19 protein-coding genes and 1 tRNA gene are annotated in these 25,679 nt (G+C 69.8%); 14 read left to right on the top strand and 6 right to left on the bottom strand.

Annotated elements, in window-relative coordinates; all coding sequences use genetic code 11:
* Positions 1 to 157: 157 nt before the first annotated feature.
* The 3 genes from lon to AC1HC7_RS10565 all read left to right on the top strand — a co-directional run bounded on the left by lon (position 158) and on the right by AC1HC7_RS10565 (position 4,616).
* Positions 158 to 2,563 (top strand): endopeptidase La, encoded by a 2,406-nt coding sequence (gene lon, locus AC1HC7_RS10575; RefSeq protein WP_479496772.1) that lies wholly within the window; start codon positions 158 to 160, stop codon positions 2,561 to 2,563.
* Between the two features lie 126 nt (positions 2,564 to 2,689).
* A tRNA-Val gene (locus AC1HC7_RS10570) sits at positions 2,690 to 2,765 on the top strand.
* Between the two features lie 207 nt (positions 2,766 to 2,972).
* On the top strand, positions 2,973 to 4,616 hold the full coding sequence (locus AC1HC7_RS10565) for a CTP synthase (RefSeq protein ID WP_479496773.1): 1,644 nt from the start codon (positions 2,973 to 2,975) through the stop codon (positions 4,614 to 4,616).
* 65 nt (positions 4,617 to 4,681) lie between these two features.
* Here AC1HC7_RS10565 and AC1HC7_RS10560 read toward each other — a convergent pair whose 3' ends face one another.
* On the bottom strand, positions 4,682 to 6,484 hold the full coding sequence (locus AC1HC7_RS10560; protein ID WP_479499001.1) for a tetratricopeptide repeat protein: 1,803 nt from the start codon (positions 6,482 to 6,484) through the stop codon (positions 4,682 to 4,684).
* A 302-nt stretch (positions 6,485 to 6,786) separates the two neighbouring features.
* On the opposite strand from AC1HC7_RS10560, the gene AC1HC7_RS10555 reads away from it, so the two are divergent.
* The 8 genes from AC1HC7_RS10555 (at position 6,787) to lpxK (ending at position 14,342) form a co-directional block, all read left to right on the top strand.
* Positions 6,787 to 8,112, top strand: a complete 1,326-nt coding sequence (locus tag AC1HC7_RS10555; protein ID WP_479499000.1) for a class I SAM-dependent methyltransferase — start codon at positions 6,787 to 6,789, stop codon at positions 8,110 to 8,112.
* A 172-nt stretch (positions 8,113 to 8,284) separates the two neighbouring features.
* Positions 8,285 to 8,692: an MAPEG family protein gene (locus tag AC1HC7_RS10550; protein WP_479496776.1), complete on the top strand. Its 408-nt coding sequence runs from the start codon at positions 8,285 to 8,287 to the stop codon at positions 8,690 to 8,692.
* The gene (locus AC1HC7_RS10545; protein WP_479496777.1) at positions 8,689 to 10,032 is read left to right on the top strand and encodes a TldD/PmbA family protein; all 1,344 of its coding nucleotides are present in this window, start codon (positions 8,689 to 8,691) and stop codon (positions 10,030 to 10,032) included. Before AC1HC7_RS10550 ends, AC1HC7_RS10545 begins: the two co-directional genes overlap by 4 nt.
* The gene (locus AC1HC7_RS10540) at positions 10,019 to 10,843 is read left to right on the top strand and encodes a 3'(2'),5'-bisphosphate nucleotidase CysQ (RefSeq protein WP_479496778.1); all 825 of its coding nucleotides are present in this window, start codon (positions 10,019 to 10,021) and stop codon (positions 10,841 to 10,843) included. The genes AC1HC7_RS10545 and AC1HC7_RS10540 overlap by 14 nt, the downstream gene beginning before the upstream one ends.
* Before the next feature lie 171 nt (positions 10,844 to 11,014).
* Positions 11,015 to 11,257: a DUF4170 domain-containing protein gene (locus AC1HC7_RS10535; RefSeq protein ID WP_479496779.1), complete on the top strand. Its 243-nt coding sequence runs from the start codon at positions 11,015 to 11,017 to the stop codon at positions 11,255 to 11,257.
* Positions 11,258 to 11,284: 27 nt separating this feature from the next.
* Positions 11,285 to 12,022, top strand: coding sequence for a lysophospholipid acyltransferase family protein (locus AC1HC7_RS10530; RefSeq protein WP_479496780.1), 738 nt, complete (start codon positions 11,285 to 11,287; stop codon positions 12,020 to 12,022).
* Positions 12,019 to 13,311 carry a 3-deoxy-D-manno-octulosonic acid transferase gene (locus AC1HC7_RS10525; RefSeq protein ID WP_479496781.1) on the top strand — a complete coding sequence of 431 codons (1,293 nt, stop codon included), beginning with the start codon at positions 12,019 to 12,021 and terminating at the stop codon, positions 13,309 to 13,311. Before AC1HC7_RS10530 ends, AC1HC7_RS10525 begins: the two co-directional genes overlap by 4 nt.
* A complete protein-coding gene (gene lpxK, locus AC1HC7_RS10520; RefSeq protein ID WP_479496874.1) occupies positions 13,311 to 14,342 on the top strand; it encodes a tetraacyldisaccharide 4'-kinase in 1,032 nt (343 codons plus the stop codon). Before AC1HC7_RS10525 ends, lpxK begins: the two co-directional genes overlap by 1 nt.
* Positions 14,343 to 14,717: 375 nt before the next feature.
* On the opposite strand, the gene AC1HC7_RS10515 is transcribed toward lpxK, so the two are convergent.
* The 4 genes from AC1HC7_RS10515 to AC1HC7_RS10500 form a co-directional block, all read right to left on the bottom strand.
* On the bottom strand, positions 14,718 to 15,503 hold the full coding sequence (locus tag AC1HC7_RS10515; protein ID WP_479496782.1) for an FAD binding domain-containing protein: 786 nt from the start codon (positions 15,501 to 15,503) through the stop codon (positions 14,718 to 14,720).
* A gap of 74 nt (positions 15,504 to 15,577) precedes the next feature.
* Positions 15,578 to 17,947, bottom strand: coding sequence for a xanthine dehydrogenase family protein molybdopterin-binding subunit (locus AC1HC7_RS10510; protein WP_479496783.1), 2,370 nt, complete (start codon positions 17,945 to 17,947; stop codon positions 15,578 to 15,580).
* Positions 17,948 to 18,251: 304 nt separating this feature from the next.
* Positions 18,252 to 18,740 carry a (2Fe-2S)-binding protein gene (locus tag AC1HC7_RS10505; protein WP_479496784.1) on the bottom strand — a complete coding sequence of 163 codons (489 nt, stop codon included), beginning with the start codon at positions 18,738 to 18,740 and terminating at the stop codon, positions 18,252 to 18,254.
* Between the two features lie 51 nt (positions 18,741 to 18,791).
* Positions 18,792 to 19,322, bottom strand: a complete 531-nt coding sequence (locus AC1HC7_RS10500) for a CoxG family protein (protein WP_479496785.1) — start codon at positions 19,320 to 19,322, stop codon at positions 18,792 to 18,794.
* 259 nt (positions 19,323 to 19,581) lie between these two features.
* On the opposite strand from AC1HC7_RS10500, the gene AC1HC7_RS10495 reads away from it, so the two are divergent.
* Positions 19,582 to 20,001, top strand: coding sequence for an SRPBCC family protein (locus AC1HC7_RS10495; protein ID WP_479496786.1), 420 nt, complete (start codon positions 19,582 to 19,584; stop codon positions 19,999 to 20,001).
* An 85-nt stretch (positions 20,002 to 20,086) separates the two neighbouring features.
* Positions 20,087 to 21,718, top strand: coding sequence for an AMP-binding protein (locus AC1HC7_RS10490; protein WP_479498999.1), 1,632 nt, complete (start codon positions 20,087 to 20,089; stop codon positions 21,716 to 21,718).
* Here the strand turns inward: AC1HC7_RS10490 and AC1HC7_RS10485 are convergent.
* Positions 21,715 to 23,226, bottom strand: coding sequence for a fused MFS/spermidine synthase (locus AC1HC7_RS10485; protein WP_479496788.1), 1,512 nt, complete (start codon positions 23,224 to 23,226; stop codon positions 21,715 to 21,717). The two genes, AC1HC7_RS10490 and AC1HC7_RS10485, sit on opposite strands and share 4 nt — an antisense overlap.
* An 841-nt stretch (positions 23,227 to 24,067) precedes the next feature.
* Between AC1HC7_RS10485 and AC1HC7_RS10480 the strand changes: the two genes are divergently transcribed.
* Positions 24,068 to 25,651: an acyl--CoA ligase gene (locus AC1HC7_RS10480; RefSeq protein ID WP_479498998.1), complete on the top strand. Its 1,584-nt coding sequence runs from the start codon at positions 24,068 to 24,070 to the stop codon at positions 25,649 to 25,651.
* Positions 25,652 to 25,679: the final 28 nt, after the last annotated feature.

Raw genomic sequence — 25,679 nt, 5'->3', positions numbered from 1 at the left:
CTCCGGGGCGCCGACGCTCGGTCGCGACCGCCGGCGCGGCAATCGGCCCTGCCTTGAAACTCCCCGGTTTCGGGTCCAAATATGGGGCAACCAACTTCAGGGAACGCCCGCGTCGCCGCCTGTTCGGGGCCGGACGTTCTGCACGAGAGGAAAATTCATGACCGAGACATCTCGCGACGCGCGCCTCGCCCTGCCGGTTCTGCCGCTGCGCGACATCGTCGTTTTTCCCCATATGATCGTGCCGCTGTTCGTAGGGCGCGACAAATCGGTGCGCGCGCTCGAAGAGGTGATGCGCGACGACAAGCAGATCCTGCTCGCCAGCCAGCGCGACGCCGGGCTCGACGAGCCGAGCGTGGAGGATATCTACGATACCGGCGTAATCGCCAACGTGCTGCAATTGCTGAAACTTCCCGACGGCACCGTCAAGGTGCTGGTCGAAGGCCAGACCCGCGCCAGGGTGCTGCGCTTTCTCGACAATGATGAATATTTCGAGGCCGAGGCCGAGACGCTCGACGACGAACTGGGCGATCCCAGCGCCGTCGAGGCGCTCAGCCGTTCGATCGCCGGCGAATTCGAGAAATACGTCAAGCTCAACAAGAACATCCCCGACGAGGCGCTCGGCTCGCTGTCCGAGATCGACGATCCGGCGCGGCTCAGCGACACCATCTCCGGCCATCTGGGGATCAAGATCGCCGAGAAACAGGCGTTGCTGGAACAGTTGAGCGTCGAAAAGCGGCTGGAGAAGATTTACTCGCTGATGCACAGCGAAATCTCGGTGCTGCGGGTCGAAAAGAAGATCAAGTCGCGCGTGAAGACGCAAATGGAGAAGACCCAGCGCGAATATTATCTCAACGAACAGATGAAGGCGATCCAGCGCGAACTGGGCGACGGCGAAGAAGGCCGCGACGACAGCGCCGAATACGAAGAAAAGATCGCCAAGACCAAGCTGTCGAAAGAAGCCCATGACAAGGCCATCGCCGAACTGAAGAAGCTGCGCCAGATGTCGCCCATGTCCGCGGAGGCGACCGTGGTGCGCAACTATCTCGACTGGATGCTGTCGATCCCGTGGGGCAAGCGCAGCCGGGTCAAGAAGGACCTGACGCTGGCGCAGAAGATCCTCGACGACGACCATTACGGGCTTGAAAAGGTCAAGGAACGCATCATCGAATACCTGGCGGTGCAGATTCGCAGCCAGAAACTGCGCGGCCCGATCATCTGTCTGGTCGGCCCGCCGGGCGTGGGCAAGACCTCGCTGGGCAAGTCGCTGGCGCGGGCCACGGGGCGCGAATTCATCCGCATTTCGCTGGGCGGCGTGCGCGACGAGGCCGAGATTCGCGGTCATCGGCGCACCTATATCGGGTCGATGCCGGGCAAGATCATCCAGTCGATGAAAAAGGCCAAGACCATCAACCCGCTGATCCTGCTCGATGAAATCGACAAGATGGGGCAGGATTTCCGCGGCGATCCGGCCAGCGCCATGCTGGAGGTGCTGGATCCCGAGCAGAACTCGACGTTCTCCGATCATTATCTCGAGGTCGAATACGACCTCTCCAACGTGCTGTTCGTGACCACGGCCAACACCTACAACATGCCGCGCCCGCTGCTGGATCGCATGGAAGTGATCTCGATCTCGGGCTACACCGAGGAGGAAAAGGTCGAGATCGCGCGCCGCCACCTGCTGCCCAAGCAGGAAAAGGGCCATGGGCTGAAATCCGGCGAATTCGCCATCGAGGATGACGCGCTGCTGCAGATCGTGCGCCGCTACACCCGAGAGGCCGGGGTGCGCAATCTGGAGCGCGAACTGGCCAAGCTGTGCCGCAAGTCGATCACCGAGATCATCAAGGACGGGGTCGAAAGCGTCACCGTGACGCTCGACAATCTCGAGGATTACCTCGGCGCGCCGCGCTTCAAGTACGGGCTGGCGGAGGAGCATGACCAGATCGGCGCCACCACCGGCCTCGCCTGGACCGAAGCCGGGGGCGACCTGCTCTCCATCGAGGCGCTGAAACTGCCCGGCAAGGGGCGGATGAAGACCACCGGCAAGCTCGGCGACGTGATGAAGGAATCGATCGAGGCGGCGTCTTCCTACGTGCGCTCGCGCGCGGTCGATCTGGGCGTCACGCCGCCGACCTTCCAGAAGATCGACATCCACGTGCATGTGCCCGAGGGCGCGACCCCCAAGGACGGACCTTCGGCCGGGGTGGCCATGGTGACCTCGATCGTGTCGGTGCTCACCAACATTCCGGTGCGCAAGGACGTGGCGATGACCGGCGAGGTGACGCTGCGCGGCAACGTGCTGCCCATCGGCGGGCTGAAGGAAAAGCTGCTCGCGGCGTTGCGCGGCGGCATCAAGACCGTGCTGATCCCCATGGAGAACGTGAAGGATCTGCGCGACATCCCGGACAGCGTGAAAAGCGGCCTGGACATCATCCCGGTCGAGAACGTGACCGAGGTGCTGAAAGTGGCGCTCGTTTCCGCGCCGACGCCCATCGAATGGTCCGAGGAGGACGCCGCGGCGGCCGCATCGACCAAGGGCGCGGCCGAGGAGATCCGCGCGCACTGATTGCCGGCGATCGGACCGGCGATCGGACCGGCGGGCGCCGTCGACGCGGCGCTTGCCGGGCTGTTGCCCGGGCGCCGGAGCGGGCGTGTTGACGCGGCGCCGGCGCTCGCCTATCCCTGACCTTCCGGGCGGTTAGCTCAGTTGGCAGAGCGCCTCGTTTACACCGAGGATGTCGGGAGTTCGAGCCTCTCACCGCCCACCAATCCACAGCATCGGCGATCCGCGCCGCCGGGCCGCCCCCGCGCGCCGCCGTGGCGGCGCGGGCGGAAAAACCCGCGCCGAACACGCCTTCACCGGCTTGTGACCCGGCGGGAAATCCCGTATTGGCTGAATCCCATGCAGGCGAGCGGCGGCGATGCGCCGACCGGCTCGCGACCCAAGGCAACGCACTCAAAACCGAGGCACAGGCATGGCGCGTTTCATTTTCGTAACTGGCGGCGTGGTTTCCAGTCTGGGCAAGGGGCTGGCCTCGGCGGCCCTTGGCGCGTTGCTGCAGGCGCGGGGGTTTTCGGTCCGGCTGCGCAAGCTCGACCCCTATCTCAATGTCGATCCCGGAACCATGAGCCCTTTCGAGCATGGCGAGGTGTTCGTCACCGATGACGGGGCTGAAACCGATCTTGATCTGGGCCATTACGAACGCTTCACCGGCGTCGCGGCCCGAAAAACCGATTCCGTGTCCTCGGGGCGGATCTATTCCACGGTGCTGGAAAAGGAACGGCGCGGCGATTATCTGGGGAAGACCATTCAGGTCATCCCTCACGTCACCGATGAGATCAAGGAATTCCTCAGAATCGGCGAGGATGAGGTCGATTTCATGCTCTGCGAGATCGGCGGCACCGTCGGCGACATCGAAGGCCTGCCGTTTTTCGAGGCGATCCGCCAGTTCGCGCAGGAAAAGCCGCCCGGCCAGTGCATGTTCATGCATTTGACGCTTCTGCCCTATATCGCCACGTCGGGGGAGCTGAAAACCAAGCCGACCCAGCATTCGGTGAAGGAACTGCGCTCCATCGGCCTCGCGCCGGACGTTCTGGTCTGCCGCGCCGATCAGGAAATCCCGGAGAAGGAGCGCGCCAAGCTGGCGCTGTTCTGCAACGTGCGCCCCGAACGGGTGATCGCCGCGCTGGATCTGAAATCCATCTACGAAGCGCCGCTGGCCTATCATGAACAGGGTCTGGATCGGGCGGTGCTCGACGTGTTCAACATCTCGCCCGCGCCAAAGCCCAATCTGGAGAAATGGCGCGAGGTGGCCGAACGGGTCTACCATCCCGACGGCGAGGTGCGCATCGCCATCGTCGGCAAATACACCCAGCTTGAGGACGCCTACAAGTCGATCAAGGAGGCGCTCACCCATGGCGGCATCGCCAACCGGGTGAAGGTGAATGTCGAATGGCTCGATTCCGAGGTGTTCGAGCGCGACGACGCGGCGCAGCGGCTGGCCGGCTTCCACGGCATCATCGTGCCGGGCGGCTTTGGCGAACGCGGCACCGAGGGCAAGATCGAAACCGCCCGTTTCGCGCGCGAACGCAAGATCCCCTATATGGGCATCTGTCTGGGCATGCAGCTGGCGGTGGTCGAGGCGGCGCGAAACCTTGCCGGGGTCGCGGATGCGGGGTCCGAGGAATTCGACCACGAGGCCGGCGAGAAACGGTTCACTCCGATCATCTACCACATGAAGGGCTGGCTTGAGGGCAACCGCAAGGTCAGCCGCTCGGCCGGCGATGACAAGGGCGGCACCATGCGGCTCGGGGCCTATGACGCGGTGCTGGCCGAGGGGTCGCGCGCGGCCGAGATCTACGGCGCGACGACGATCTCCGAACGTCACCGGCATCGCTACGAGGTGGACATCGCCTTTCGCCAGCGGCTGGAGGAAAATGGCATTGTTTTCAGCGGCCTGTCGCCGGACGGCAAGTTGCCGGAGATCATGGAGATCCCCGACCACCCCTGGTTCATCGGCGTGCAGTTTCACCCGGAGCTGAAATCAAAGCCCTTCGATCCGCACCCGTTGTTTCGCAGCTTCGTCAAGGCGGCGGTGGCGCAGTCGCGGCTGGTCTGAGCCGCGGGCGCGGCGGCGCGGCAAGGGGCGGCCGGTCCGGTCGCCACCAGCCCCCCCCGGGCGCGTCAGAGCTTGTCGAGGATCTCGCGCGCTTCGGCGGCCTCCTCGGCCTCGGGGTCGAGGCGCAGGCCTTCGGTCAGCTCCCGCTTGGCGAGATCGAACTTTCCGCGCCGGAAGGCCACGGTGCCGAGATTGTAGTGGATCACCGCCACGTCGGGCAGCTTTGCGACCGCGGCTTCGAGCATCGCCTGCGCCTCGCCCAGCCGGTCGTTGCGAAACAGCGCGTAGCCGAGCGTGTGCATCACCTCGGGGTTGTCGGGCTGCAGCGCGCTGGCCTTGCGGGCGTTGTCGAGCGCCGCGGTCAGCTTGCCCTTGCGCAGTTGCACCAGCGCCAGATTGTTCATCGCCGGCCAGTGATTGGGCACATTCGCGACGATCCAGCCATAGAGGGTCTCGGCGTTGTCATACTGCTTGGCGGCGTCGTAGAGCGTGGCGAGGAAGAACCGGTCGGCGCCGCTGTCGGGGTTGATGCTCAGCACCTTCTCGGTGAAATCCATGGCCTTTTCGAAATCGCCGCGGGCCATGGCGAGCTTGCCGGCCTCGCGATTGATGTCGATGGACTCCGGTTCGCGGCGAAAGCCCTCGTCGATCATCGCCTGGGCCGCGTCATAGTCGCCGATCTCGCGCAGATAGATCGCCTTGCGCGCCGGGCCGACGGCGCGATCGGGATATTCGGCGATGGCGCGATCCATGGCCGCCAGCGCCGCGGCGTCGTCGCCGGCCTCCAGCCGGGAATCGGCGAGCGCGATCAGCGCCGCCAGCGACACGCCGTCGCGCTCCATCATGCGTTCGAACACCTCGGCGGATTTTTCCGGCTGCCCGGCGTCGCGATACAGCCGCGCGATGCGCACGTCGATGGCGACGGGGGCGGGGCTGAGGCGCGCGGCCTCCTGCAGCGCGGCGATGCCGCTCATCACGTCGCCCCGCGCCACCAGGGTCTCGCCGATCTGGATATGCGGCGCGGCCTTGTCGGGGGCCAGTTCGGCGGCCTTGCGGAAGCTTTCGAGCGCCGCGTCGGAGTCGCCCTCGGCGCGGCGCGCGGCCCCAAGCCCGAGCAGCGCCTGCCAGTTGTCGTCGTCGATGGTCAGCGACATCTCGAACTGGGTCAGCGCCGGACCGATGCGTCCGGCGCCGAGAAACGCGTCGCCGAGAATGCGGTGAGCGACGGCGAAGCGCGAGCGGTCGCGTTCCCAGGGCACCAACAGGCTGATGGCGCGTTCGAATTCACCCTTCCGATTGTAGAGCGAGGCGAGGTTGATGCGCACCCCGGGTTCGTCGCCGGCGGGGCCCGCGACCACGGATTCGTAGTGGCTGATGGCGGAGTCCAGATCGCCCTTCAGCTCGTAAAGCGTGCCCAGCCGCCGGTGGGCGTCGATCATCTCGTCGTCGAGCCGCACCGCCTCTTCCAGCGCCTGCCGCGCGCCTTCCGCGTCCTTCAGCGCGAGCAGCACAAGGCCGCGATTGAAATGCAGGCCGGCCTGATCCGGGGCCAGGCGCAGGGCGGTGTCGATCGCCTCCAGCGCCTCCTTGAAGCGCCCGGTCCTGACCAGCACCGCGCCGAGATATTCGTATCCTTGCGCGACGTTCGGCTTGAGGCGGATGAAATTGCGCAGCAGCTTTTCCGCCGGCTCCAGATCGCCCTCGCGCATCAGCGTCAGCGCCTGGCCCAGCATCGCCGCGTTGTTGTCGCCGGAGGCGAAGGGGTCCACGGGGGCCGCGCGCGACGCGTCGGGCGCGATCATGGCGGCGCCGATGGCCACGACGCCGATAGCCGCGACGCCGCGCAGGAGGGGTGTGAAACGCTTCATGAATTTCGCCTTCTTGACTGACCGGAACGCCGCGACGGCGCCGCGTTGGCGCGCCGTTCTTCACGCCTGAATCTATACACGGCCATGCCCGTGTTCAACCCGAGCGCCCCGGCGCAGGCCGATGCCGGCGCCTGCGCGGTGCGACCCTATCGGCGATTCGTTTCCGATGGGTTAGGATCGACTCCCCCCGCCAGCCCGCGCCGCGCGCGCAACGCCTTGCCACGCCGCCGGAACGGCCTAGGCTGAAGCCCCGCGCCGCCCGTCCCGGAGCGCGCCGGCAACAGATGGATTCCGAACCAGCGATGCGATTTCTCCCGATGATTTTCCGCAAGGCGATCCGCAAGGGCCGTCTGCATGTGACCGGCCCCGACGGCGCGACCGAAGTTTTCGGCGGGCGCGAGCCCGGGCCCGAAGTGGCGATCCGCATCAACGACGCCTCGCTCGACTGGCGCATCGCGCTTGACCCGGAGCTGAAGGCGGCCGAGGCCTACATGGATGGCGGGCTGGAGATCGAGGGCGGCGCCATCCGGCTGCTGGAGCTGTTTTTCCTCAACAAGCGCAATTTCGACCTCAGCCCCGGCAACATCTTCTTTCGCGGCCTGGACCGGCGGCGCAAGCGGCTGATGCAGCGCAACCCCATTGCCCGGTCGCGCCGCAACGTGGCGCATCATTATGACCTGGGCAATGATTTCTACCGTCTGTGGCTGGACCCGGACATGCAGTATTCCTGCGGCTACTTCCCCACCGGCGAGGAGGACCTGGAAGAGGCGCAGCTGCTCAAGAAACGCCATATCGCCGCCAAGCTGCAACTGGCGCCCGGGCAGCGGGTGCTCGACATCGGCTGCGGCTGGGGCGGCATGGCGCTGTATCTGGCCGCAGTCGCGGGGGTCGAGGTGCATGGCGTCACCCTGTCCGAAGAACAGCTGGCCGTGGCGCGGGCGCGGGCGGCGGCGGCGGGGCTCGCGGATCGGGTGACGTTCGAATTGATCGACTATCGCAATGTCGAGGGGCGGTTCGAGCGCGTCGTCTCCGTCGGGATGCTCGAACATGTGGGGGCCGGGCATCTGATGGAGTATTTTCTCAAGATCCGCGACCTGCTGGTCCCGGCGCAGGACGGCAAGCATGGCGGGTTGGCGCTGATCCATACGATTTCGCACAATTCGCCGCCGGGGATCACCGGGCCGTTCATCCGCAAATACATCTTTCCGGGCGGCTACGCGCCGAGCCTGTCGGAAATGGCCGGCACGCTGGAGCAAACCGGTCTGTGGATGCTGGACGTTGAGATCTGGCGCGTGCATTACGCCGATACGCTGAAGATCTGGCGGGAAAACTTCGAGGCGAAGCGCGCCGAGGTCGAAGCCATGCATGACGCGCGTTTCGCGCGCATGTGGGAATTCTATCTGGGCGCCTCGGAATGCGCCTTTCGCTATGGATCCTCGAACGTGGCGCAGTTGCAGATCGGGCGCGACCGGGACTCGGCGCCGCTGCATCGCGACTATGTGGCGCGGGCCTGCGCGATCCTGGCCGCGCGCGAGGCCGAGGCGCTGCCCGCCATCGCGGCGGCGACCGCGGCGGCCTTCGCGCGCGGCCGAGACGGTGTTTCAGACGGTGTTTCAAACGGCGGTTGAGCGCGCGCCGGTTTCGCCCGGTTGGCGCCGCCGCTAGGGTGTCGCCAGATGATTCCGTCGCGCCCACCGGCGCGCCCAGACCCAGCGCCCACCAGCGCGCCCAGACCCAGCGCCCACCGGCGCGCCCAGACCCAGCGCCCACGCCGGCGCCGCATTTCAGGAGCCGCACTTCATGTCCGACACGTCCTCCATCGCCGCCGTGGCGCTCTATGCCGGGCTGAACGGCCTGATCCTGCTCTGGCTCGGCATGAAGATCGGCAAGATGCGGCTGGAACTGGGCGTGTCGGTGGGCGATGGCGGCCATGCGGTGATGGTGCGGGCCATGCGCGGGCAGGCCAATTTCATCGAATTCGTGCCCATGAGCCTGATCCTGCTGTTCGCCATGGCGTTTCTGGGGGCGCCGGTCTGGGTGCTGCACCTGTTCGGGGTCATGCTCACTGCCGGGCGGCTGCTGCATGCGATGCATTTTCTCGCTCCCGACGCGCCGCGCTGGCAGCGGGGCGCCGGATTCATGTTGAGCGCGGCGGTGCTTGGATTCGGGTCGATCGGCGTGATCGGCCACGCGCTGGTCAACCTGTGAGCGGCGCGGCGATCTGCGCGGCGCTGCTGGACGCCGCCAGGCGCGCCGGCGCCGATTCCGCCGATGCGTTGGCCGCGGAGGGCGAAAGCCTGTCCATCGACACCCGCGGCGGCAAGCTTGAACAAGCCGAGCGCGCCGAGGGCGTCGATGTGGGGCTGCGGGTGCTGATCGGGCGGCGGCAGGCCTGCGTGTCGGCCTCGGACGCCCGCCCCGCGACCATCGCGGCGCTGGCCGAACGCGCGGTGGCCATGGCCAGGGCGGCGCCCGAGGACCCGTATTGCGGGCTTGCCGACCCGGATCAGATCGCCCGCGACTGGGATCTGGCGGCGCTGGATCTCGAAGATCCCTCGGGCGCCCCGGACCCGGCGGACCTGGAGCGCACGGCGCTGGAGGCCGAGGCCGCCGCCGCCGCCGTCAAGGGCGTCAGCCAGGTCGAGGCCTCGGGCGTCGCCTGGGGGCTGAGCCGCCTGCATATGGCTGCGAGCAACGGCTTTTCCGGGGGCTACGCGCGCAGTTCGCATTCCATCTACGTCTCGGCCATCGCCGGCGAGGGGCTGGGCATGGAGCGTGATCACCGCGCCGAAAGCCGCCGGCGCCGCGACGAGCTTCCCGCGGCGGCGGAGATCGGCCGCGTGGCGGGGGCGCGCGCCGTGGCGCGCCTGTCGCCGCGCCGCCCGCCCGCCGGGCCGGTGACAGTGATCTACGATGAACGCGTTGCGGCCTCGCTGATCAGGCATCTGACGGCGGCGGCCAACGGCGCCGCGGTGGCGCGCGGGTCGAGCTGGCTGAAGGACCGGCTGGGGGAGCCCGTGCTGCCCGCGGGCTTTGATCTGATCGAGGAGCCGCTGCGCCGGCGCGGCCCGTCCTCTCGCCCCTTCGACGCCGAGGGCGTCGCGACCGGCGAACGCGCCGTCATCCGCGACGGCGCGCTTGCCGGCTGGACGCTGGACCTGGCCTCGGCGCGCAAGCTGGGGATGCGGACCACCGGCAATGCCGGGCGCGGAACCGGCGGGCCGCCGCATCCGACGATAACCAACCTCAGGTTGAATTGCACCAATGCAACATCGCGTAAGGGGTTGCTATCCGACATGGGGACCGGCCTGCTCGTCACCTCGCTGATCGGCGCGTCGATCAACGCCAACACCGGCGATTACAGCCGCGGCGCCTCGGGGTTCTGGGTGGAGAACGGCGAAATCGCCTACCCGGTCAACGAACTGACAATCGCCGGCAATCTCAATGACATGCTGGCCACGCTTCGCGCCGCCGACGATTCCGACCCCCATCGCGGCGCCGTCGTGCCGAGCCTGCTGGTCGAGGGCATGACCCTTGCCGGCGCCTGATCCGGCGGGCCCCGGCGCCGCGCCGCACGCCGCCGATCTGGCGTTGCTGGAGGATGCGGCGCGCGCGGCCGGCGAGATCGCGCTGCGCCATTTCCGCGCGGACCCGGAAACCTGGGACAAGGGCGGCGGACAGGGGCCGGTGACGGAGGCGGATCTGGAGATCGACCGCATGCTGCGCGCCATGCTCACCGCCGCGCGCCCCGATCACGGCTGGCTGAGCGAGGAGACCGAGGACGACCCGGCGCGGCTCGACGCCGAGCGGGTGTTCGTCGTCGATCCCATCGACGGCACGCGGGCCTTCATCGCCGGGCAGCCGGCGTTTTCCCATTCGCTGGCCATCGTCGCGCGCGGCGAGGTGATCGCGGCGGTGGTGTTCCTGCCAGCCAAGGACCGGATGTTCGCCGCCGCGCGCGGCGCCGGCGCGCGCCTCGACGGCGCGCCCATCGCGCCGAGCCCGCGCACGCGGCTGGACGGCGCGCGGGCGCTGACCGGCGCGGCGCAGCTGGCCGGCGACCTGTGGCCCGGCGGCCCGCCGCCGGTGTCGCGGCATTTTCGTCCCTCGCTGGCCTATCGGCTGTGCCTGGTCGCCAACGGGCGGTTCGACGCGATGATCACCCTGCGCGACGCCTGGGAATGGGACGTGGCGGCGGGCGACCTGATCGCGCGCGAGGCCGGGGCCCGGGTCACCGATGGCAAAGGCGCGCCCGGGCGCTACAACAACCCGACGCCGCTGCTGCCCGGCATGATCGCCGCCGCGCCCGGCCTGCACGGGGCGATCATGGCGCGACGATCGGGCGGGCGCGCCGGTTGAAGCGCCGCGAATGGCGGATCGGGATCCGCCCTACTCGAAATGCAAGGCGGGCGCGGGCCGGATCCCGATCCGCCATTCGCGGCCTCGGCCATTGACGCCCGGCGCGATCAGGGGCTAGGGCTCGTCAACCGCAATCGTGGGCCGCGCCCGCCCGCGCATCCGGAGACCATCATGACCCAACGCCTGCATCTCGTCTTTGGCGGCGAACTGGAAGACCCCCAGAGCACGCAGTTTCGCGACATCGGCGGAATCGACATCGTCGGCATGTTTCCCGATTACGCCAGCGCCTACGCCGCCTGGAAGGACGCCGCGCACCGCACCGTCGACAACGCCCATATGCGCTATTTCATCGCCCATATCCACCGCCTGCGCGACGAAGAGGTCGAGGCCAGCCCCACCGAGGAGCTGGGCTGAGGCCGCCCGCCTCCCGCCCGCGCCGCCATGGCCTCGATCCTGCGCCACGTGCGCTCCAACCGCATCCTGCGCCACATGGCGGCGCTGGCCGGGGCGGGCTATATCCTGCTGGCGGACCGCACCACGCGCTGGGTCATCGAGGGCGCGGAGATCCGCGACGCCCTGAGGACCGGCGAGGGGCGCTGGCTGATCCCGGTCTGGCACGGACGGCTGCTGATCATTCCGGCCGACAAGACCCGGCGCATGAATGTGCGGGCGATGATCTCCAACAACCGCGACGGCGAGATCATCGCCACCTGCATCCGCTATTTCGGCGCGCCCTCGGTGCGCGGCTCGACCCATGATCCGCGCAAGGCCGACAAGGACAAGGGCGGGCGCGCCGCCTTCGAGGCGGCGTTGGCGGCGTTTCGCGACAATGAACACCTGACGCTGGTGCTGACCCCGGACGGGCCGCGCGGCCCGCGCATGCGTTGCCAGCCGGGCGTCGCCAACCTGTCGGCGCAGCTTGGCGTCGCGGTGATCCCCTTCGCCTATTCGACGGCGCGCGGAAAAATCCTGCGCAGCTGGGACCGGTTCCTGCTGCCGCGGCTTTTCGATCGCGGCGCCAAGGTGTTCGGGGCGCCGATCCCGCCGCCCGCCGATCCGGCGCCCGGGGCGCTCGAAGCCCATCGCCTGACCATCGAGGCGGCGCTGATCGCGGTCACCCGCCGCGCCGACGAACTGGTCGGGCGCATGCCGGTGGAGCCGGAGGCGCCGGCGGGATGAGCGTCTCGCCGATGCTGACCGCCTATCTGGGCGCCGCGCGCGCCTTGGCCCCCGTGGCCCGGCGGCTGCTGGCGCGGCGCGCGGCGCGCGGCAAGGAGGATCCCGCGCGCATGGGCGAACGGTTCGGGCGCGCCGGTCTGCCCCGCCCCGCGGCGCCGCTGATCTGGCTGCACGCCGCCAGCGTCGGCGAATCCCTGTCGCTGCTGCCGCTGATCGGCGCGCTGGCCGCCGCGCGCCCGGATCTGGAGTTTCTGGTCACCACCGGCACCGTCACCTCCGCCCGGCTGATGGCCGAACGCCTGCCGCCGCGCGCCCGGCACCAGTTCGTTCCCATCGACCTGCTGAGCGCGGTGCGGGGGTTTCTCGACCACTGGCGCCCGGATCTGTGCATCTGGGTGGAGAGCGAGCTGTGGCCGGCGCTGATCGTCGAGGCCGCGGCGCGCGGCGCCCCGCTGGCGTTGGTCAATGCGCGCATGTCGGAAAGATCGGCCCGGGGCTGGGCGCGCTGGGCGCCGGGGATGATCGCCGCGCTGTTGTCGCGATTCGCGCTGATCGCGGCGCAGGACGCGGCCAGCGCCGACTGTCTGAAGGCATTGGGCGGGGCGCCGGAAAAACTGTTTCTCACCGGATCGCTGAAGGCCGGGGCGGCGCCGCCGGACCTGCCCGAAGCGCGCGCGGCGCTTGCCTCGCCGGGCCGGCCGCTCTGGCTCGCCGCCTCCACCCATGCCGGCGAGGAGGACGCGGCGGCCGAGGCGCATCGCATCGCCGCCGCACGCATCCCCGGGCTGCTGACCCTGATCGCGCCGCGCCATCCCGAGCGGGGCGGCGCGATCGCCGCGCGCTTCGCCGCCGCGGGGCTGAAGGTCACGCGCCGGTCGCTGGGCGACCCGCCCGGCGGCGATATCCATCTGCTCGACACGCTGGGCGAAATGGGGGCGTGGCTGCGGCTGGCCCCGGTCGCCTTCATCGGCGGCTCGCTTGCCCCCCATGGCGGGCACAACCCCCACGAGCCGGCGGCGCTGGGCGCGGCGATCCTGCACGGGCCGGACAGCGCCAATTTCGCCGCCGAATACAAGGCGCTGGACGCGGCGGGCGGCGCGGCGCAGGTGCGGGACGCCGCCGAACTGGGCGCCCGGGTCGCCGATCTGCTGGGGGATGCGCGGCTCTGCGACGAGATGACCGCCGCCGCCCGCGCCGCGCTTGGCGATGGCGGCGACGCCCTGGCCCGGGTCATGGAGCTGCTGGCGCCGCTGCTGCCGCCCCCGGCGGCGCGCGGGGGCGGCGGATGATCCGGGCGCCGCGATTCTGGGCCGCGCCGCCCGCCGCGCCCGGGGCGCTGGCGCGGCTGCTGGCGCCGCTGGGGCGGATCTATGGCTGGGCCACGGCGCGGCGGCTGCGCCGGGCGCGGCCCTGGCGGGCGCCGGTCCCGGTGATCTGCGTCGGCAACCTCACCGCCGGGGGCGCCGGCAAGACGCCGACGGTGATCGCGCTGCTGGAACGGCTCGCCGCGCTGGGGATCGCCGCGCATGTGGTGACGCGCGGCCATGGGGGAACGGCTGGCGGGTCGGCTGGCGGGGCCGGAACGGGGCCGCATCTGGTGGACATCGCCCGTGACGACGCGGCGCTGACCGGGGACGAGGCGCAGTTGCTTGCCGCCTTCGCGCCGGTCTGGGTGTCAAGAGACCGCGCGGCGGGCGCCAGGGCGGCGGCGGCGGCGGGGGCCGAGGCGATTCTGCTCGATGACGGGTTCCAGAATCCGGCGCTGGTCAAGGACCTGTCGATCCTGGCGGTGGATGCCGAGGCGGGCTTCGGCAACGGGCTGATGATCCCCGCCGGGCCGTTGCGCGAACCGGTGGCGGCGGGGCTGGCGCGCGCCGACGCGGTGCTGGCCATCGGCCCGGCGCCGGCGCGCGCCCGGCTGCTGCGCGATTGGCCGGCGCTTGCCCAAATGCCGGTGCTGGCGGGCGAGATCCGCGCCCGCGAGATCGGCGTCGACTGGCGCGGGCAGCGGGTGCTGGCCTTCGCCGGCATCGGGCGGCCGGAAAAATTCTTCGACACCCTGCGCGGGCTCGGCGCGGATCTGGTCGCGACCCACGCCTTCCCCGATCACGCCGCATTCCAGCCGCGCGCGCTGCGCCGATTGCAGGCCGAGGCGGCGCGGCTCGGCGCGCGGCTGGTCACCACCGAAAAGGACGCGGTGCGCCTGCCGCCGGATTTTCGCGGCCTCGCCATGCCGTTGCCGGTGGTGCTGGGCTTTGCCGCGCCCGAGGCCGTGGACGCGCTGCTGCGGGCGCTGCCTTTCGCGGCGAAACCGGGGTGAGCGTTCAGCCCCGGTTTCGCCGCGAAAGGCAAAGGCCCAGAAACCGACGCAATTCAACCATGCGGATGCCGAGATCAAGGGCGATAAACCCATTATTGTCCCTCGGGTCGTTATCTACATGACGGCTGACATTACTGGGACGCGTCCACGCCTCATACTGGCGATCAGCGGCGCGTCCCGTTTTTTTCTTCTCATGAATCGCCTTTTCGCCCGGAACCGCCCGGAACCGCCCGCATCGGCGACGCGGCCTGGCCCGGACATGGAAACGGCCCCGCCTTGTCGGCGGGGCCGTCTTTCATTCGACAGAGAGGCGCGCCGCCCCCGAAGGCCGGGCCCGGCCTTCGGACCTTGCATCCGGGGAGGCGGGCGCCCGGATCAGCAGGCGGCGACGGCGCGTCCGGTCAGCACCTTGACGAGATGCGCGCGATAGGCGGCCGAGCCATGCAGATCGGCGATCATGCCGTCCGCCGACACCGACAGCCCGTCCAGCGCCCCGGCCGAGAAATCCGCCGACAGCGCGGCCTCCGCTTCGGTCCAGCGATGCACGCCGTCCTCCGACGCGCCGGTGACCGCCACCCGCACCCCGTCGGCGCCGCGCGCGACGAACACCCCGACAAGCGCGAAGCGCGAGGCGGGCTGGAGGAATTTCTGGTAATTGGCCGCCTCGGGGATCGGGAAGCGCACCTCGGTGATGATCTCGCCGTCCTCCAGCGCCGTGGTGAACATGCCCTGGAAATAGTCGTCGGCGGCGATTTCGCGCGCATTGGTGACGATCGTGGCGCCGCAGGCCAGCGCCGCCGCCGGGTAGTCCGCCGACGGGTCGTTATTGGCCAGCGAGCCGCCGATGGTGCCGCGGTTGCGCACCGCCGGATCGCCGATATGGCTGGCCAGATCGGCCAGCGCCGGGAAGCTGGCCGCGGCCGCCTCGGCCACCGCCGCATGGGTGGTGGCGCCCTTGACGCTGACCGCGCCGTCACCGGCCGAAACCCCGACCATCCCGTCGACGCCGGTCAGGCTGACCAGCGAAGACGGCTGCGCCAGCCGCTGCTTCAGCGTCGGAATCAGGGTCTGCCCGCCGCCGAGCGCGGTTGCGTCCTCGGCCTTGAGCGCCGCCACCGCGTCGTCGATCGAGGTGGGTTTCACGAATTCGAACTCATACATGTCCGGTCTCCCATTGGAGCGATTTATGTCCTGTGCGCCGCGCCCCCGCCCTGCGGGACCGCGGCGCCGTCGGTTCAGCCGTTCATCGCCGCCCAGACCCGGGCGGGGCTCAGGGGCATGTCGATATGGGCGATGTCATGGCCGCCGGCGTTCAGCGCGTCGATCACCGCGTTGACCAGCGCCGGAGGCGATCCGATCGCCCCGGCCTCGCCGCAGCCCTTCACCCCGAGCGGGTTGTGGGTGCAGGGCGTCTGGCAGGAATGGTCCACCTCGATCGAGGGGATGTCATCCGCCCGCGGCATCGCGTAGTCCATGTAGCTGCCCGAAATCAGCTGGCCGTTCTCGTCATAGACCGCGTGTTCCAGCAGCGCCTGTCCCAGACCCTGCGCGACGCCGCCATGCACCTGTCCGCCGACGATCATCGGGTTGATGACATTGCCGAAATCATCCGCGGTCCAGAAGCCGAGCACATCCACCTTGCCGGTGTCGGGATCGACCTCGACCTCGCAGGCGTAGCCGCCGGCGGGGTAGGTGAAGTTGGACGGGTCGTAGAAGGAGGTTTCCTCCAGCCCCGGTTCGAGTTCCTCGAGCGGATAGTTGTGGGGCACGTAGGCGGCCAGGGTGACATCGGTCCAGGCGACCTTCTTGTCGGTGCCCGCAACGGTGAATTCGCCGTTGGCGAGTTCCACGTCGCCCTCCGCCGCCTCCATCAGATGCGCCGCGATCTTCTTGGCCTTGGCGATGATCTTTTCGGTGGCGCGCACCATGGCCGAACCGCCGACGGCAAGCGAACGCGACCCGTAGGTGCCCATGCCCATGGGGATCTTGGCGGTGTCGCCATGCACGATGTCGATCTGGGCTTCGTCGATGCCCAGCATGTCGGCGATCACCTGCGGGAAGGTGGTCTCGTGCCCCTGACCGTGGGAATGCGACCCGGTGTAGACCGAGATCGACCCCGTGGGGTTCACCCGCACCGTGGCGCTTTCGTAAAGCCCGGCGCGCGCCCCGAGCTGGCCCACGAGGTTGGAGGGCGCGATGCCGCAGGCCTCGATGTAATGGGCGATGCCGAGCCCGCGCAGCTTGCCGTTGGCGGCGCTTTGCGCGCGGCGGGCTTCGAAGCCGTCCCGGTCGCACATCTCCAGCACCTTGTCCAGGGTGGCGTCGTAATTGCCGGTGTCGTAGGTCAGCGCCACCGGGGTGTCATAGGGAAACTGGTCCGGCTTGATGAAATTGCGCCGGCGCAGCTCCACCGGGTCGATGCCCATTTCCTTGGCGGCCATGTCCACGACGCGTTCAAGCTGGAACGAGGCCTCCGGGCGCCCGGCGCCGCGATAGGCGTCCACCGGCACGGTGTTGGTGAACACCGCCTTGACGTTCACATAGACCAGCGGCGTGGTGTAGCAGCCCGCCATCAGCGTGCCGTGCAGCCAGGTCGGCACCGAGGGCGCGAAGGTCGACAGATAGGCGCCCATGTTGGCCAGCGTGTCGGTGCGCAGGGCCAGGAACTTGCCGTCCTCGTCCAGCGCCAGTTCGATCTTGGTCACGTGATCGCGGCCATGGGCGTCGGACACGAACGCCTCGGAACGATCGGCGGTCCATTTCACCGGTCGCCCCACCGCCTTGGCGGCGAAGGTGCAGAAGGCTTCCTCGGCGTAGTGGAAGATCTTGGTGCCGAAGCCGCCGCCCACGTCGGGCGAGACCACCCGCAGCTTGTGTTCCGGCAGGCCCAGCACGAAGGCGCCCATGAGCAGGCGGATCACATGCGGGTTCTGGGAGGTGGTGTAGAGCGTGTGCTCGTCCGTGGAGCGGTCGTAGTCGCCGATGGCGACGCGGGGCTCCATGGGGTTGGCGATCAGCCGGTTGTTGACCAGTTCCAGCGTGGTGACGTGATGGGCGCCCTTGATGGCGGCGTCCACGGCCTCCTTGTTTTCCTCGACGAAGCCCCAGTCGAAGCAGAGGTTGTCGGCGAGATCGTCATGCACCTTGGTCGACCCGTCGCCAAGCGCCGCCTTCATGTCGACGACGGCGGGCAGCTCCTCGATGTCGAGATCGATCTTTTCGGCCGCGTCGCGGGCCTCGGCGAGGCTCTCGGCGATCACCACGGCGATGGGATCGCCCACATGGCGCACCTTGCCCTGGGCCAGCACCGGATGCGCGGGCTCCTTCATCGGTTCGCCGAAGCGGTCGGTGACGCACCAGCCGCAGGGGATGCCGCCGACGCCTTCGAAATCCTTGCCGGTGAACACCCTGAGCACGCCGGGCGCCGATTCAGCCGCGCTGACGTCGATGCCGTTGATCCTGCCATGCGCCACGTTCGAGCGCAGGAAATACGCGTGGGTCTGGCGGGCGATGTTGATGTCGTCGGTGTACTTGCCGTTTCCGGTCAGAAACCGGACGTCCTCGCGGCGCTTTGACGATGCGCCTATGCCGAAATCCTTGGGCATTTCTTGGTCCTCCCTGGGGCCGATTTCTCCGCCGCCGCGCGTTCGCGGCGCGGACCGGCCCTGTGTTTGACGATGCGGCCGCGCTTTCGCGTCGCCGCGCCCCCTGCGCGTCGGCCGCCCCCTGACGAGGCGGCCCGGCGCGGGGCGGTTTCCCGGTTGATCGGGCGGTCTCGATCGGGCGGTCTCGATCGGGCGGTCGATCCGGCGGCGGCGCGCGCGGCCTGCGCCTGCGCGTCCGCCGGGTCGGGTCGGCCGCCCGATCAGCGCGCCCGATTCAGCGCGCCCGATCGGTGCGCGGGCCGGATCACTCCGCCGCGACCGAGGCGCCCGACAGTTCTGCCGCCGCCGCCTGAATCGCCTTGACGATGTTGTGATAGCCGGTGCAGCGGCAGATGTTGCCTTCCAGATAGGCGCGGATCTCGGCCTCCGAGGGGCTGGCGTTGGTCTTCAGCAGATCCGCGGCCGACATCACCATGCCCGGGGTGCAGAACCCGCATTGCAGCCCGTGATGTTCCTGAAACGCCGCCTGGATCACGCCGAGGTCGCCGTCGGGCCTGGCCATGCCCTCGATGGTGGTGACGTCCGCGCCCTGCGCTTCCTGCGCCAGCATGGTGCAGGACTTCACCGCCTTGCCGTCCACATGCACCACGCAGGCCCCGCATTGCGAGGTGTCGCAGCCCACATGGGTGCCGGTCAGATGAAGCTCCTCGCGCAGAAACTGCGAAAGCAGCGTGCGCCCCTCTACGTCGCCGGCGACGGCCTTGCCGTTCACCCGCATGGAAACAATCGTCATGCGTCCCTCCCTGTTTGGACCTGTTGGCCCTGTCTGGACCTGTTGGACGGCTCAGCCGGTGATCCGGCTCAGCCAGCTTTTCTTCTTGCCGTCCGCCGCGTCATCGGCGCTTTCGGCGTCGTCGTCTTGCGGCCCTTCGACTTCCTGGCGGAAGCGGTCGAAGAACTGCGCCGCCATCTTCTTGGCGAATCCGTCGATCAGGCGCGAGCCGAGCTGCGCCAGCTTGCCGCCGACCTTGGCCTCGACCTCGTAGGTCAGCACCGTGCCGCCCGCATTGTCGCCCTCGCCGTCGCTCAGCGTCACCGCGGCGCCGCCCTTGGCGAAACCGGCGGCGCCGCCCTTGCCTTCGCCGCTGATGCGGTAGCTGACGCCGGGCACGATGTCGCTGAGCTTCACCGCGCCCTTGAAGGTGGCCTTCACCGGGCCGACCTTCTGCACCACCGTGGCCTCGAAGCCGTCCTCGGGGCTGCCCGCCATCTCGGTGCAGCCGGGGATGCATCTGGCCAGCGTCTCCGGGTCGTTGAGCGCGGCCCACACCACCTCGCGCGGCGCGGCTATGTCTATCGAGCCATTCATTTCCACGAGATCGGTCCTCCATTCGAAAGGCAGGTTAGTCGGGGTCGCGCGCAAAGGCCATAGGGGCGTTGGCACGATTGCGTTTGCCCGGTCCGCGTTTGCCCGGTCCGCCCGACGGCGCGCCGGCGCGGCGCGGAATACATTGACGCATCGCGCAGAAGCCCGAAACTGAATTAGCCTGCGCGGCGCGGCCGATCAACGCCGAAGCCGGCCCGCGCCCGAAGACCGTCGTTTTCGGGCCGCCACATGAAGGGGAGACATCGCCATGACCGACCATGAACCGCGCGACCGGGTGGAGCGCTGGGTCGATCTGCCGGCCAAGGCCGGTCGGGTCTGGTCCGAGATCGGCCCGTTCGGGGCCATCGCCGACTGGCACCCGGCCATCGAGAAATGCGAACTGGTGGATCTCGAAGGCGTGCGCCACCGCCACCTGACGCTGGTCGGCGGCGATCTGATTCTGGAGCGGCTCGACGAAGAGGGCGACCATCTTTACCGCTACTCGATCGTCGAGGGGCCGCTGCCGGTGGCCAATTACAAGTCCACGCTCACCTGCTTTCCCGAGGGCAGGGGCTGCCGGGTGTTCTGGTCCTCGACCTTCGACCCGCTGGGCGAGGATTCCGACGCGCTGATCGGCGGCATCTACGAAGCCGGGCTGGCGGCGCTGCAGGCCCGGTATCCGGGCTGAACGCCGCCGCGCCCCCGACCAGCGACAGCTTCGCGACCGCCCCGCCGCAAACCGGCGGCCGGGCGGTCGCGCGAAAGGAACCCAGATGATCGATTCGACCGGTCTGACCATCGGCGCGGCCTTCGACCTGGCCGCCGCGCGCCATGGTCCGGCGCCTTTTCTGTGCATCCCCGCCGACGCGGCCCGCGCCTGGAACCCCGAGGGCGTCGAACTGAGCTACGCCGAGATCGCCGCGCAGGTCGCGGCGCTGCGCGTCCGGCTGGCGCAGGCGGGCTGCGGGCCGGGGCATCGCATCGCCCTGCACCTGGAAAACCGCCCCGCGCATGTGGCCTGGAAACTGGCGATGAACGCGCTTGGCGTGTCCTGCGTGCCGATCAATCCCGATCTGCGGCCCGCCGAAATCGCCTATATCCTGGAGGACAGCGCCCCCGACCTCGCCGTGGTCGCGCCGCCGCTGCGCGCCCAGTTCGACGCCGCCATGGCGCTGGGCCGCCCCGTTCCCGTTGTCGGGCCGGCGCCGCAGGGCGATCTGCCGGCGCCCCGGACCAGGGCTGCGAAAACCTTCGACGACGCGCAGGAGGCCAGCCTCGTCTACACCTCGGGCACCACCGGGCGGCCCAAGGGCTGCATCCTGTCCCACGCCTACGAACTGGAGTTGGGGCGCTGGTATCTCGCGACGGGCGGGCGCATGGCCATGAGCGAGGGCGAGCGGCTCTACAACCCGCTGCCGCTGTTCCATGTGAACGCCGGCATCCTGACCATCTTCGCGATGATGCTGAGCGGCGGCTGCCAGATCCAGCCCGCGCGCTTCAGCCGCGCCGCCTGGTGGCGCGACATCCGCGACTGCCGCGCCAGCATCGCCCATTACCTCGGCGTGGTGATCCCGGCGCTGATGGCCGTGCCCGAATCGCCCGACGACAAGGCGCATGGCCTGCGGATGATGGTGGGCGCGGGGGTCGAGCCCTCGCTGCACCGCCCCTGCGAGGCGCGCTTCGGCGTGCCGCTGATCGAGGTCTGGGGCATGACCGAGATGTGCCGCGCCATCACCGCCCATGAAGACCCGCGCCACATCGACACCCGCGCCTTCGGGCGCGCGCGCCCGGGGCTGGAGGTGCGCGTGGTCGAGGACGTGGATGGCGAGGATCGCGACGTGCCGGTCGGCGCGCCGGGCGAGATGATCATGCGCCATTCCGCCGCCACGCCGCGAAAAGGCTTCTTCTCGGGCTATCTCAACAAGCCCGAGGCCACTGCGGAGGCCTGGCGCGGCGGCTGGTTCCATACCGGCGACACGGTGCGCATGGACGAATCCGGGATGCTGTTCTTCATCGACCGCAAGAAGAACATCATCCGCCGCTCCGGCGAGAACATCGCCGCCGCCGAGGTCGAGGCGGTCCTGCACGGTCACGCGGCGGTGGCGCAGGCGGCGGCGCTTGCCGTGCCCGACCCGATCCGCGACGAGGAGGTCTACGCCTGCGTGGTGCTGAAGGACGGCGTCGCGCCCGATGCGGCCATGGCCAGGACCCTGTTCGATCACGCCTTCGATCTGCTGGCCTATTACAAGCCCCCGGGCTGGCTGCGCTTCGTGCCCGAACTGCCGGTGACCGGCACCCAGAAGGTGCAGAAACACCAGCTGTTCGCCCCCGGCCAGGACCCCACCGCGCTGCCCGGCGTGCATGATTTCCGGGATCTGAAGAAGAAGACGCGCCAGGCGGGCTAGTTGGCCAGCGCCGGATCGGTGAGCAGACGCCCCATCAGCCGGTCCACCGGCGCGTAGTCGTCGGTGAGCAGGATCGGCTCCCCCGGCGGGGCCAGCGCGATCATCGCCGCGGTGGGCGCGCGCACCCAGTCGCGGGGCAGGCCGCGGGTGGCGGCAAGCCGGTCCAGCCCGGTGGGGCGGTCCGAGGCCAGCAGGATCCAGGTGGCGCGGGCCTCCTCCGGGCGGATTTCGGCGCGGTCGAGCCACAGTTCGACGCTGGCGAAGCGCCGTTGCAGGCTGTGGGCGAGCGACAGCAGGAAGCGCGGCGCGCGCAGCGCGTCCACCACGTTGATCGCGTAGATGCCGCCGGGCTTCAGGCGGCGCGCAATCTCGGCGTGGAATTCGTCGGTGACCAGATGCTGGGGGATGGCCACGTCCTTGAAGGCGTCGCCGAAGATCACGTCGAAGCGGCGCGATTCGGGCAGGCGGCGCAGCGCCATGCGGCCGTCCATGTGCAGGATCTCGGCGCTGGCGGGGTCGAACCACATGCGCTGCGCGGCCAGCGCCGTCACCTCCGGGTCGATCTCGGCCACGGTCAGGCGGGCGTCCGGATACTGCGCCGCCCAGGCGCGGGGCAGGGTGTAGGCCCCGCCGCCGACGAAGAACGCATCCAGCGCCGGGCCGGGAAACCGCGCGCGCACCACCTCGTCGACCAGGGCCAGATAGGGCGACAGCAGCAGCGTCGGGTCGGCCTGCACGTTGACCCCGTGCGCGAGGTGGTCGAGCGCCATGATCCGCGCCGGGCGCCCCATGTAGCGGGTGTCATCGACGCGGATGCAGTAATAGGCGCTTTCCCGCGCGCAGGGCGTGGCCAGCGCGCCGGGGGTCGCGCCCAGCGCCGCGACGCCCAGCGCCACCGCCAGCGCGCCGCCGCCGCCGACGCGCCCGAAATAGGGGATGGCGAGCAGCGCGTAGACCGCCGCCACGCTCAGCGCCGATGCGGCGCTGCCCAGCCAGGAAATCATGACCAGCCCCGCCGCCAGCGTGCCGAGTATCGCCCCCGCCGCGCCCAGCGCGAACATCCGCCCCAGCACCCGGCCGGCGGCGGCGCGATCGGCCTCCAGCGCCATCTTGGTCAGCAATGGCGACAGCAGCCCGGCCAGCAGGCTCGGCAGGAAGAACGCCGCCAGCGCCAGCGCGCCGATGCGCCCGATGGGGGGCGCGGCCTCCAGCCCCGGCGCGGCGAGGCGCAGCAACGGCAGGCTCGCGGCGGTGGCGATCGCGGCCCCGATCAGCGCCAGCCCCACGGCGCGCCCGGGCCGCGCCGCGCCGTCGGCCAGCGCGCCGCCGATCCAGTGCCCCAGCGACAGCCCGGTCAGCACCACCGCGATCACCGCCGTCCAGCTGTAAAGCGACATGCCCACATAGGGCGCCAGCGCCCGCCCGGCGACGATCTCCAGCGCCATCGACGCCGCCGAGGACAGCAGCAGCGTCAGCGGAACCCAAAGCCGCAGCCGCCATCCGATCATCGGCGCGCCGCGGGGCGTGGCGAGGGCGGCGCCGCAAGGCGGGGCGGCGACGGGGGCGTGGGCATGGGGGCGATCTCCCGATCATCGGAGCGCGCGCCGCGCCCCTGAACCGCGCCGAAGCTAGCAATCGCCCGCCCGCCCGTCCAGCGCGGGGGCGGCGACCGCATGGACAACAAGACAAGGGCGGCCCCAGGCGGGACCTGCACGCCCCGCCGCCGCGCGACTCGTCGCCGAACCCCCCGCGCGCGCGCCATTGAAGCGCGACAGGTCCGAGGCGCCGGCAAGCCCGGCGGGCGGGTTGAAATCGGCCTGCCGCGCGCCGCCATGTCCGCGATCGGCGCGATGTCGCTGACGTCGCTGTCATGCGCCTCGGTCGATCCGAGGGCGTTCTGCGTCGTCATCAAGAATGCGCCGGCAGGTCGGAAAGCTGGGCGGCGCCGGTTCCGGCCTCCGGCCCGGTGCGCAGATGGCATCCGCCCATGTCCTTGACGGCGCGAACGGATTGCCCGCGGCATGGCCCATCCGCGCAACGCAAACCTCCCAAACGCCGTTCATGCATGCGCAGGGCGCCAGGGAACGCAAACGCTGTTTGGGGGCATTCGCGCCTATGGGGCATTCGCGGCGCGACAGGACCCAGAATCAGGAAAAACCCAATTCCGACAGGTGAAAATCAAGGCGCTTCCACCGCTTGGGGCAATTGGACTAGGCTGCGCCATCCGTCCCGACCGCCTGGCGTCCGGGCGCCGCGTCTTGTCCGGCCCCCCGCCCCCGCGCGGCGCGGGCGGGGGCGACAAGGGGCGTCGTCGGGACCGCCTGCCGGGACCGGAGGCGCGCAGCAATCTTGGAGACCAGCGAATTGGCGCAGACCCATCACCCCGTCGCCGGGCGAACCGTTTCGGCGGTTCTTGCCGCCCATCCCGCCGAATCGCCGGCGATCGGCGCGCCCGATCGCGACTGGCTCAGCCACGGGGCGCTGCGCGATCTGACCGCGCGCATCCGGGGCGCGCTCGCCGCCGCCGGCATCGGGCGCGGCGACCGGGTGGCGATCGTGCTGCCCAACGGGCCGGAGATGGCGGCGGCCTTCCTCGCCGTCGCCCAATGCGCGACCACGGCGCCGCTCAACCCCGGCTACCGGGGCGAGGAATTCGATTTCTATCTGTCCGACCTCAACGCCAGGGCGCTGATCGTCATGGCGGATTACGACGGCCCGGCGCTGGCGGCGGCGCGGGCGCGCGGCGTCGGCGTGCTGCGCCTGACCCCGGGCGGCGGCGCCGGGGATTTTTCCCTGCGCGCCGAGGGCGGGCCGTTCGGGGGCGCCGAATCGCAAGCCGACGCGACCCCGCCGGGGCCTGACGACATCGCGCTGGTGCTGCACACCTCGGGGACCACGTCGCGCCCCAAGATCGTGCCGCTGACGCAGGCCAATCTCTGCGCCTCGGCCGCGCATATCGGCGCCGCGCTGGATCTTGGGCCGGAGGATCGCTGCCTCAACGTCATGCCGCTGTTCCATATCCACGGGCTGGTGGCGGCGACGCTGTCGTCGCTGGCGGCGGGCGGCTCGATCTGGTGCGCGCCGGGCTTTGACGGCTTGCGCTTCTTCCGCTGGCTCGACGTCGCCGCGCCCACATGGTTCACCGCCGTGCCGACCATGCATCAGGCGCTGCTGCCGCGCGCCCCGCGCAACGCCGAGATCACCGAACGGGCGCGCAAGCGGCTGCGCTTCATCCGCTCCTCCTCGGCCTCGCTGCCGCCGCAGGTGATGCTGGCGGTGGAGCAGGCGTTCGGCGCCCCGGTGATCGAAAGCTACGGCATGACCGAGGCGGCGCATCAGATGTGCTCCAACCCCCTGCCGCCGCGGCCGCGAAAGCCCGGGTCGGTGGGCGTCGCCGCCGGGCCGCTGGTGACCACCGCCAGTGAAACCGAGGACCGGCTGCTGCCCGCGGGCGAGACCGGCGAGGTGGTGATCTCCGGCCCCAACGTCACCCCCGGCTACGAGGCCAACCCAGAGGCCAACGCCAAGAATTTCTTCGAGATCGACGGGCGGCGCTGGTTTCGCACCGGCGATCAGGGCGCCTTTGACGACGAGGGCTACCTGCGGCTGACCGGGCGGCTGAAGGAGATCATCAATCGCGGCGGCGAAAAGATCAGCCCGCTGGAGGTGGACGAGGTGCTGATGGACCACCCGGCGGTGGCGCAGGTGGTGACCTTCGCCATCCCGCACCGCACGCTGGGCGAAGACGTCGGCGCCGCGGTGGTGCTGCGCGAGGGCGCCGCGGCGACCGATCGCGAAATTCGCGATTTCGCCCGCGCCCGGCTGGCGGATTTCAAATGCCCGCGGGTGATAAAGCTGCTCGACGAGATCCCCAAGGGCGCCACTGGCAAGCTGCAGCGCATCGGGCTGGCGGAAAAGCTCGGCCTGGGCTGAGCCGGGTCAGGTCGCGGAAAGGATTGCG

It is taken from the genome of Oceanicella sp., assembly GCF_056449545.1.
This window is presented reverse-complemented; position numbering and strand designations above follow the sequence as displayed.

Bases quoted from the DNA above. Each gene is read 5' to 3' on its own strand.
- AC1HC7_RS10510 (WP_479496783.1), bottom strand. From the start codon at position 17,947: ATGCCCAAGGATTTCGGCATAGGCGCATCGTCAAAGCGCCGCGAGGAC.
- AC1HC7_RS10515 (WP_479496782.1), bottom strand. From the start codon at position 15,503: ATGTATGAGTTCGAATTCGTGAAACCCACCTCGATCGACGACGCGGTG.
- AC1HC7_RS10555 (WP_479499000.1), top strand. From the start codon at position 6,787: ATGCGATTTCTCCCGATGATTTTCCGCAAGGCGATCCGCAAGGGCCGT.
- lon (WP_479496772.1), top strand. From the start codon at position 158: ATGACCGAGACATCTCGCGACGCGCGCCTCGCCCTGCCGGTTCTGCCG.
- AC1HC7_RS10495 (WP_479496786.1), top strand. From the start codon at position 19,582: ATGACCGACCATGAACCGCGCGACCGGGTGGAGCGCTGGGTCGATCTG.
- AC1HC7_RS10530 (WP_479496780.1), top strand. From the start codon at position 11,285: ATGGCCTCGATCCTGCGCCACGTGCGCTCCAACCGCATCCTGCGCCAC.
- AC1HC7_RS10525 (WP_479496781.1), top strand. From the start codon at position 12,019: ATGAGCGTCTCGCCGATGCTGACCGCCTATCTGGGCGCCGCGCGCGCC.
- AC1HC7_RS10485 (WP_479496788.1), bottom strand. From the start codon at position 23,226: ATGATCGGATGGCGGCTGCGGCTTTGGGTTCCGCTGACGCTGCTGCTG.
- AC1HC7_RS10490 (WP_479498999.1), top strand. From the start codon at position 20,087: ATGATCGATTCGACCGGTCTGACCATCGGCGCGGCCTTCGACCTGGCC.
- AC1HC7_RS10535 (WP_479496779.1), top strand. From the start codon at position 11,015: ATGACCCAACGCCTGCATCTCGTCTTTGGCGGCGAACTGGAAGACCCC.
- AC1HC7_RS10560 (WP_479499001.1), bottom strand. From the start codon at position 6,484: ATGAAGCGTTTCACACCCCTCCTGCGCGGCGTCGCGGCTATCGGCGTC.
- AC1HC7_RS10550 (WP_479496776.1), top strand. From the start codon at position 8,285: ATGTCCGACACGTCCTCCATCGCCGCCGTGGCGCTCTATGCCGGGCTG.
- AC1HC7_RS10505 (WP_479496784.1), bottom strand. From the start codon at position 18,740: ATGACGATTGTTTCCATGCGGGTGAACGGCAAGGCCGTCGCCGGCGAC.
- AC1HC7_RS10565 (WP_479496773.1), top strand. From the start codon at position 2,973: ATGGCGCGTTTCATTTTCGTAACTGGCGGCGTGGTTTCCAGTCTGGGC.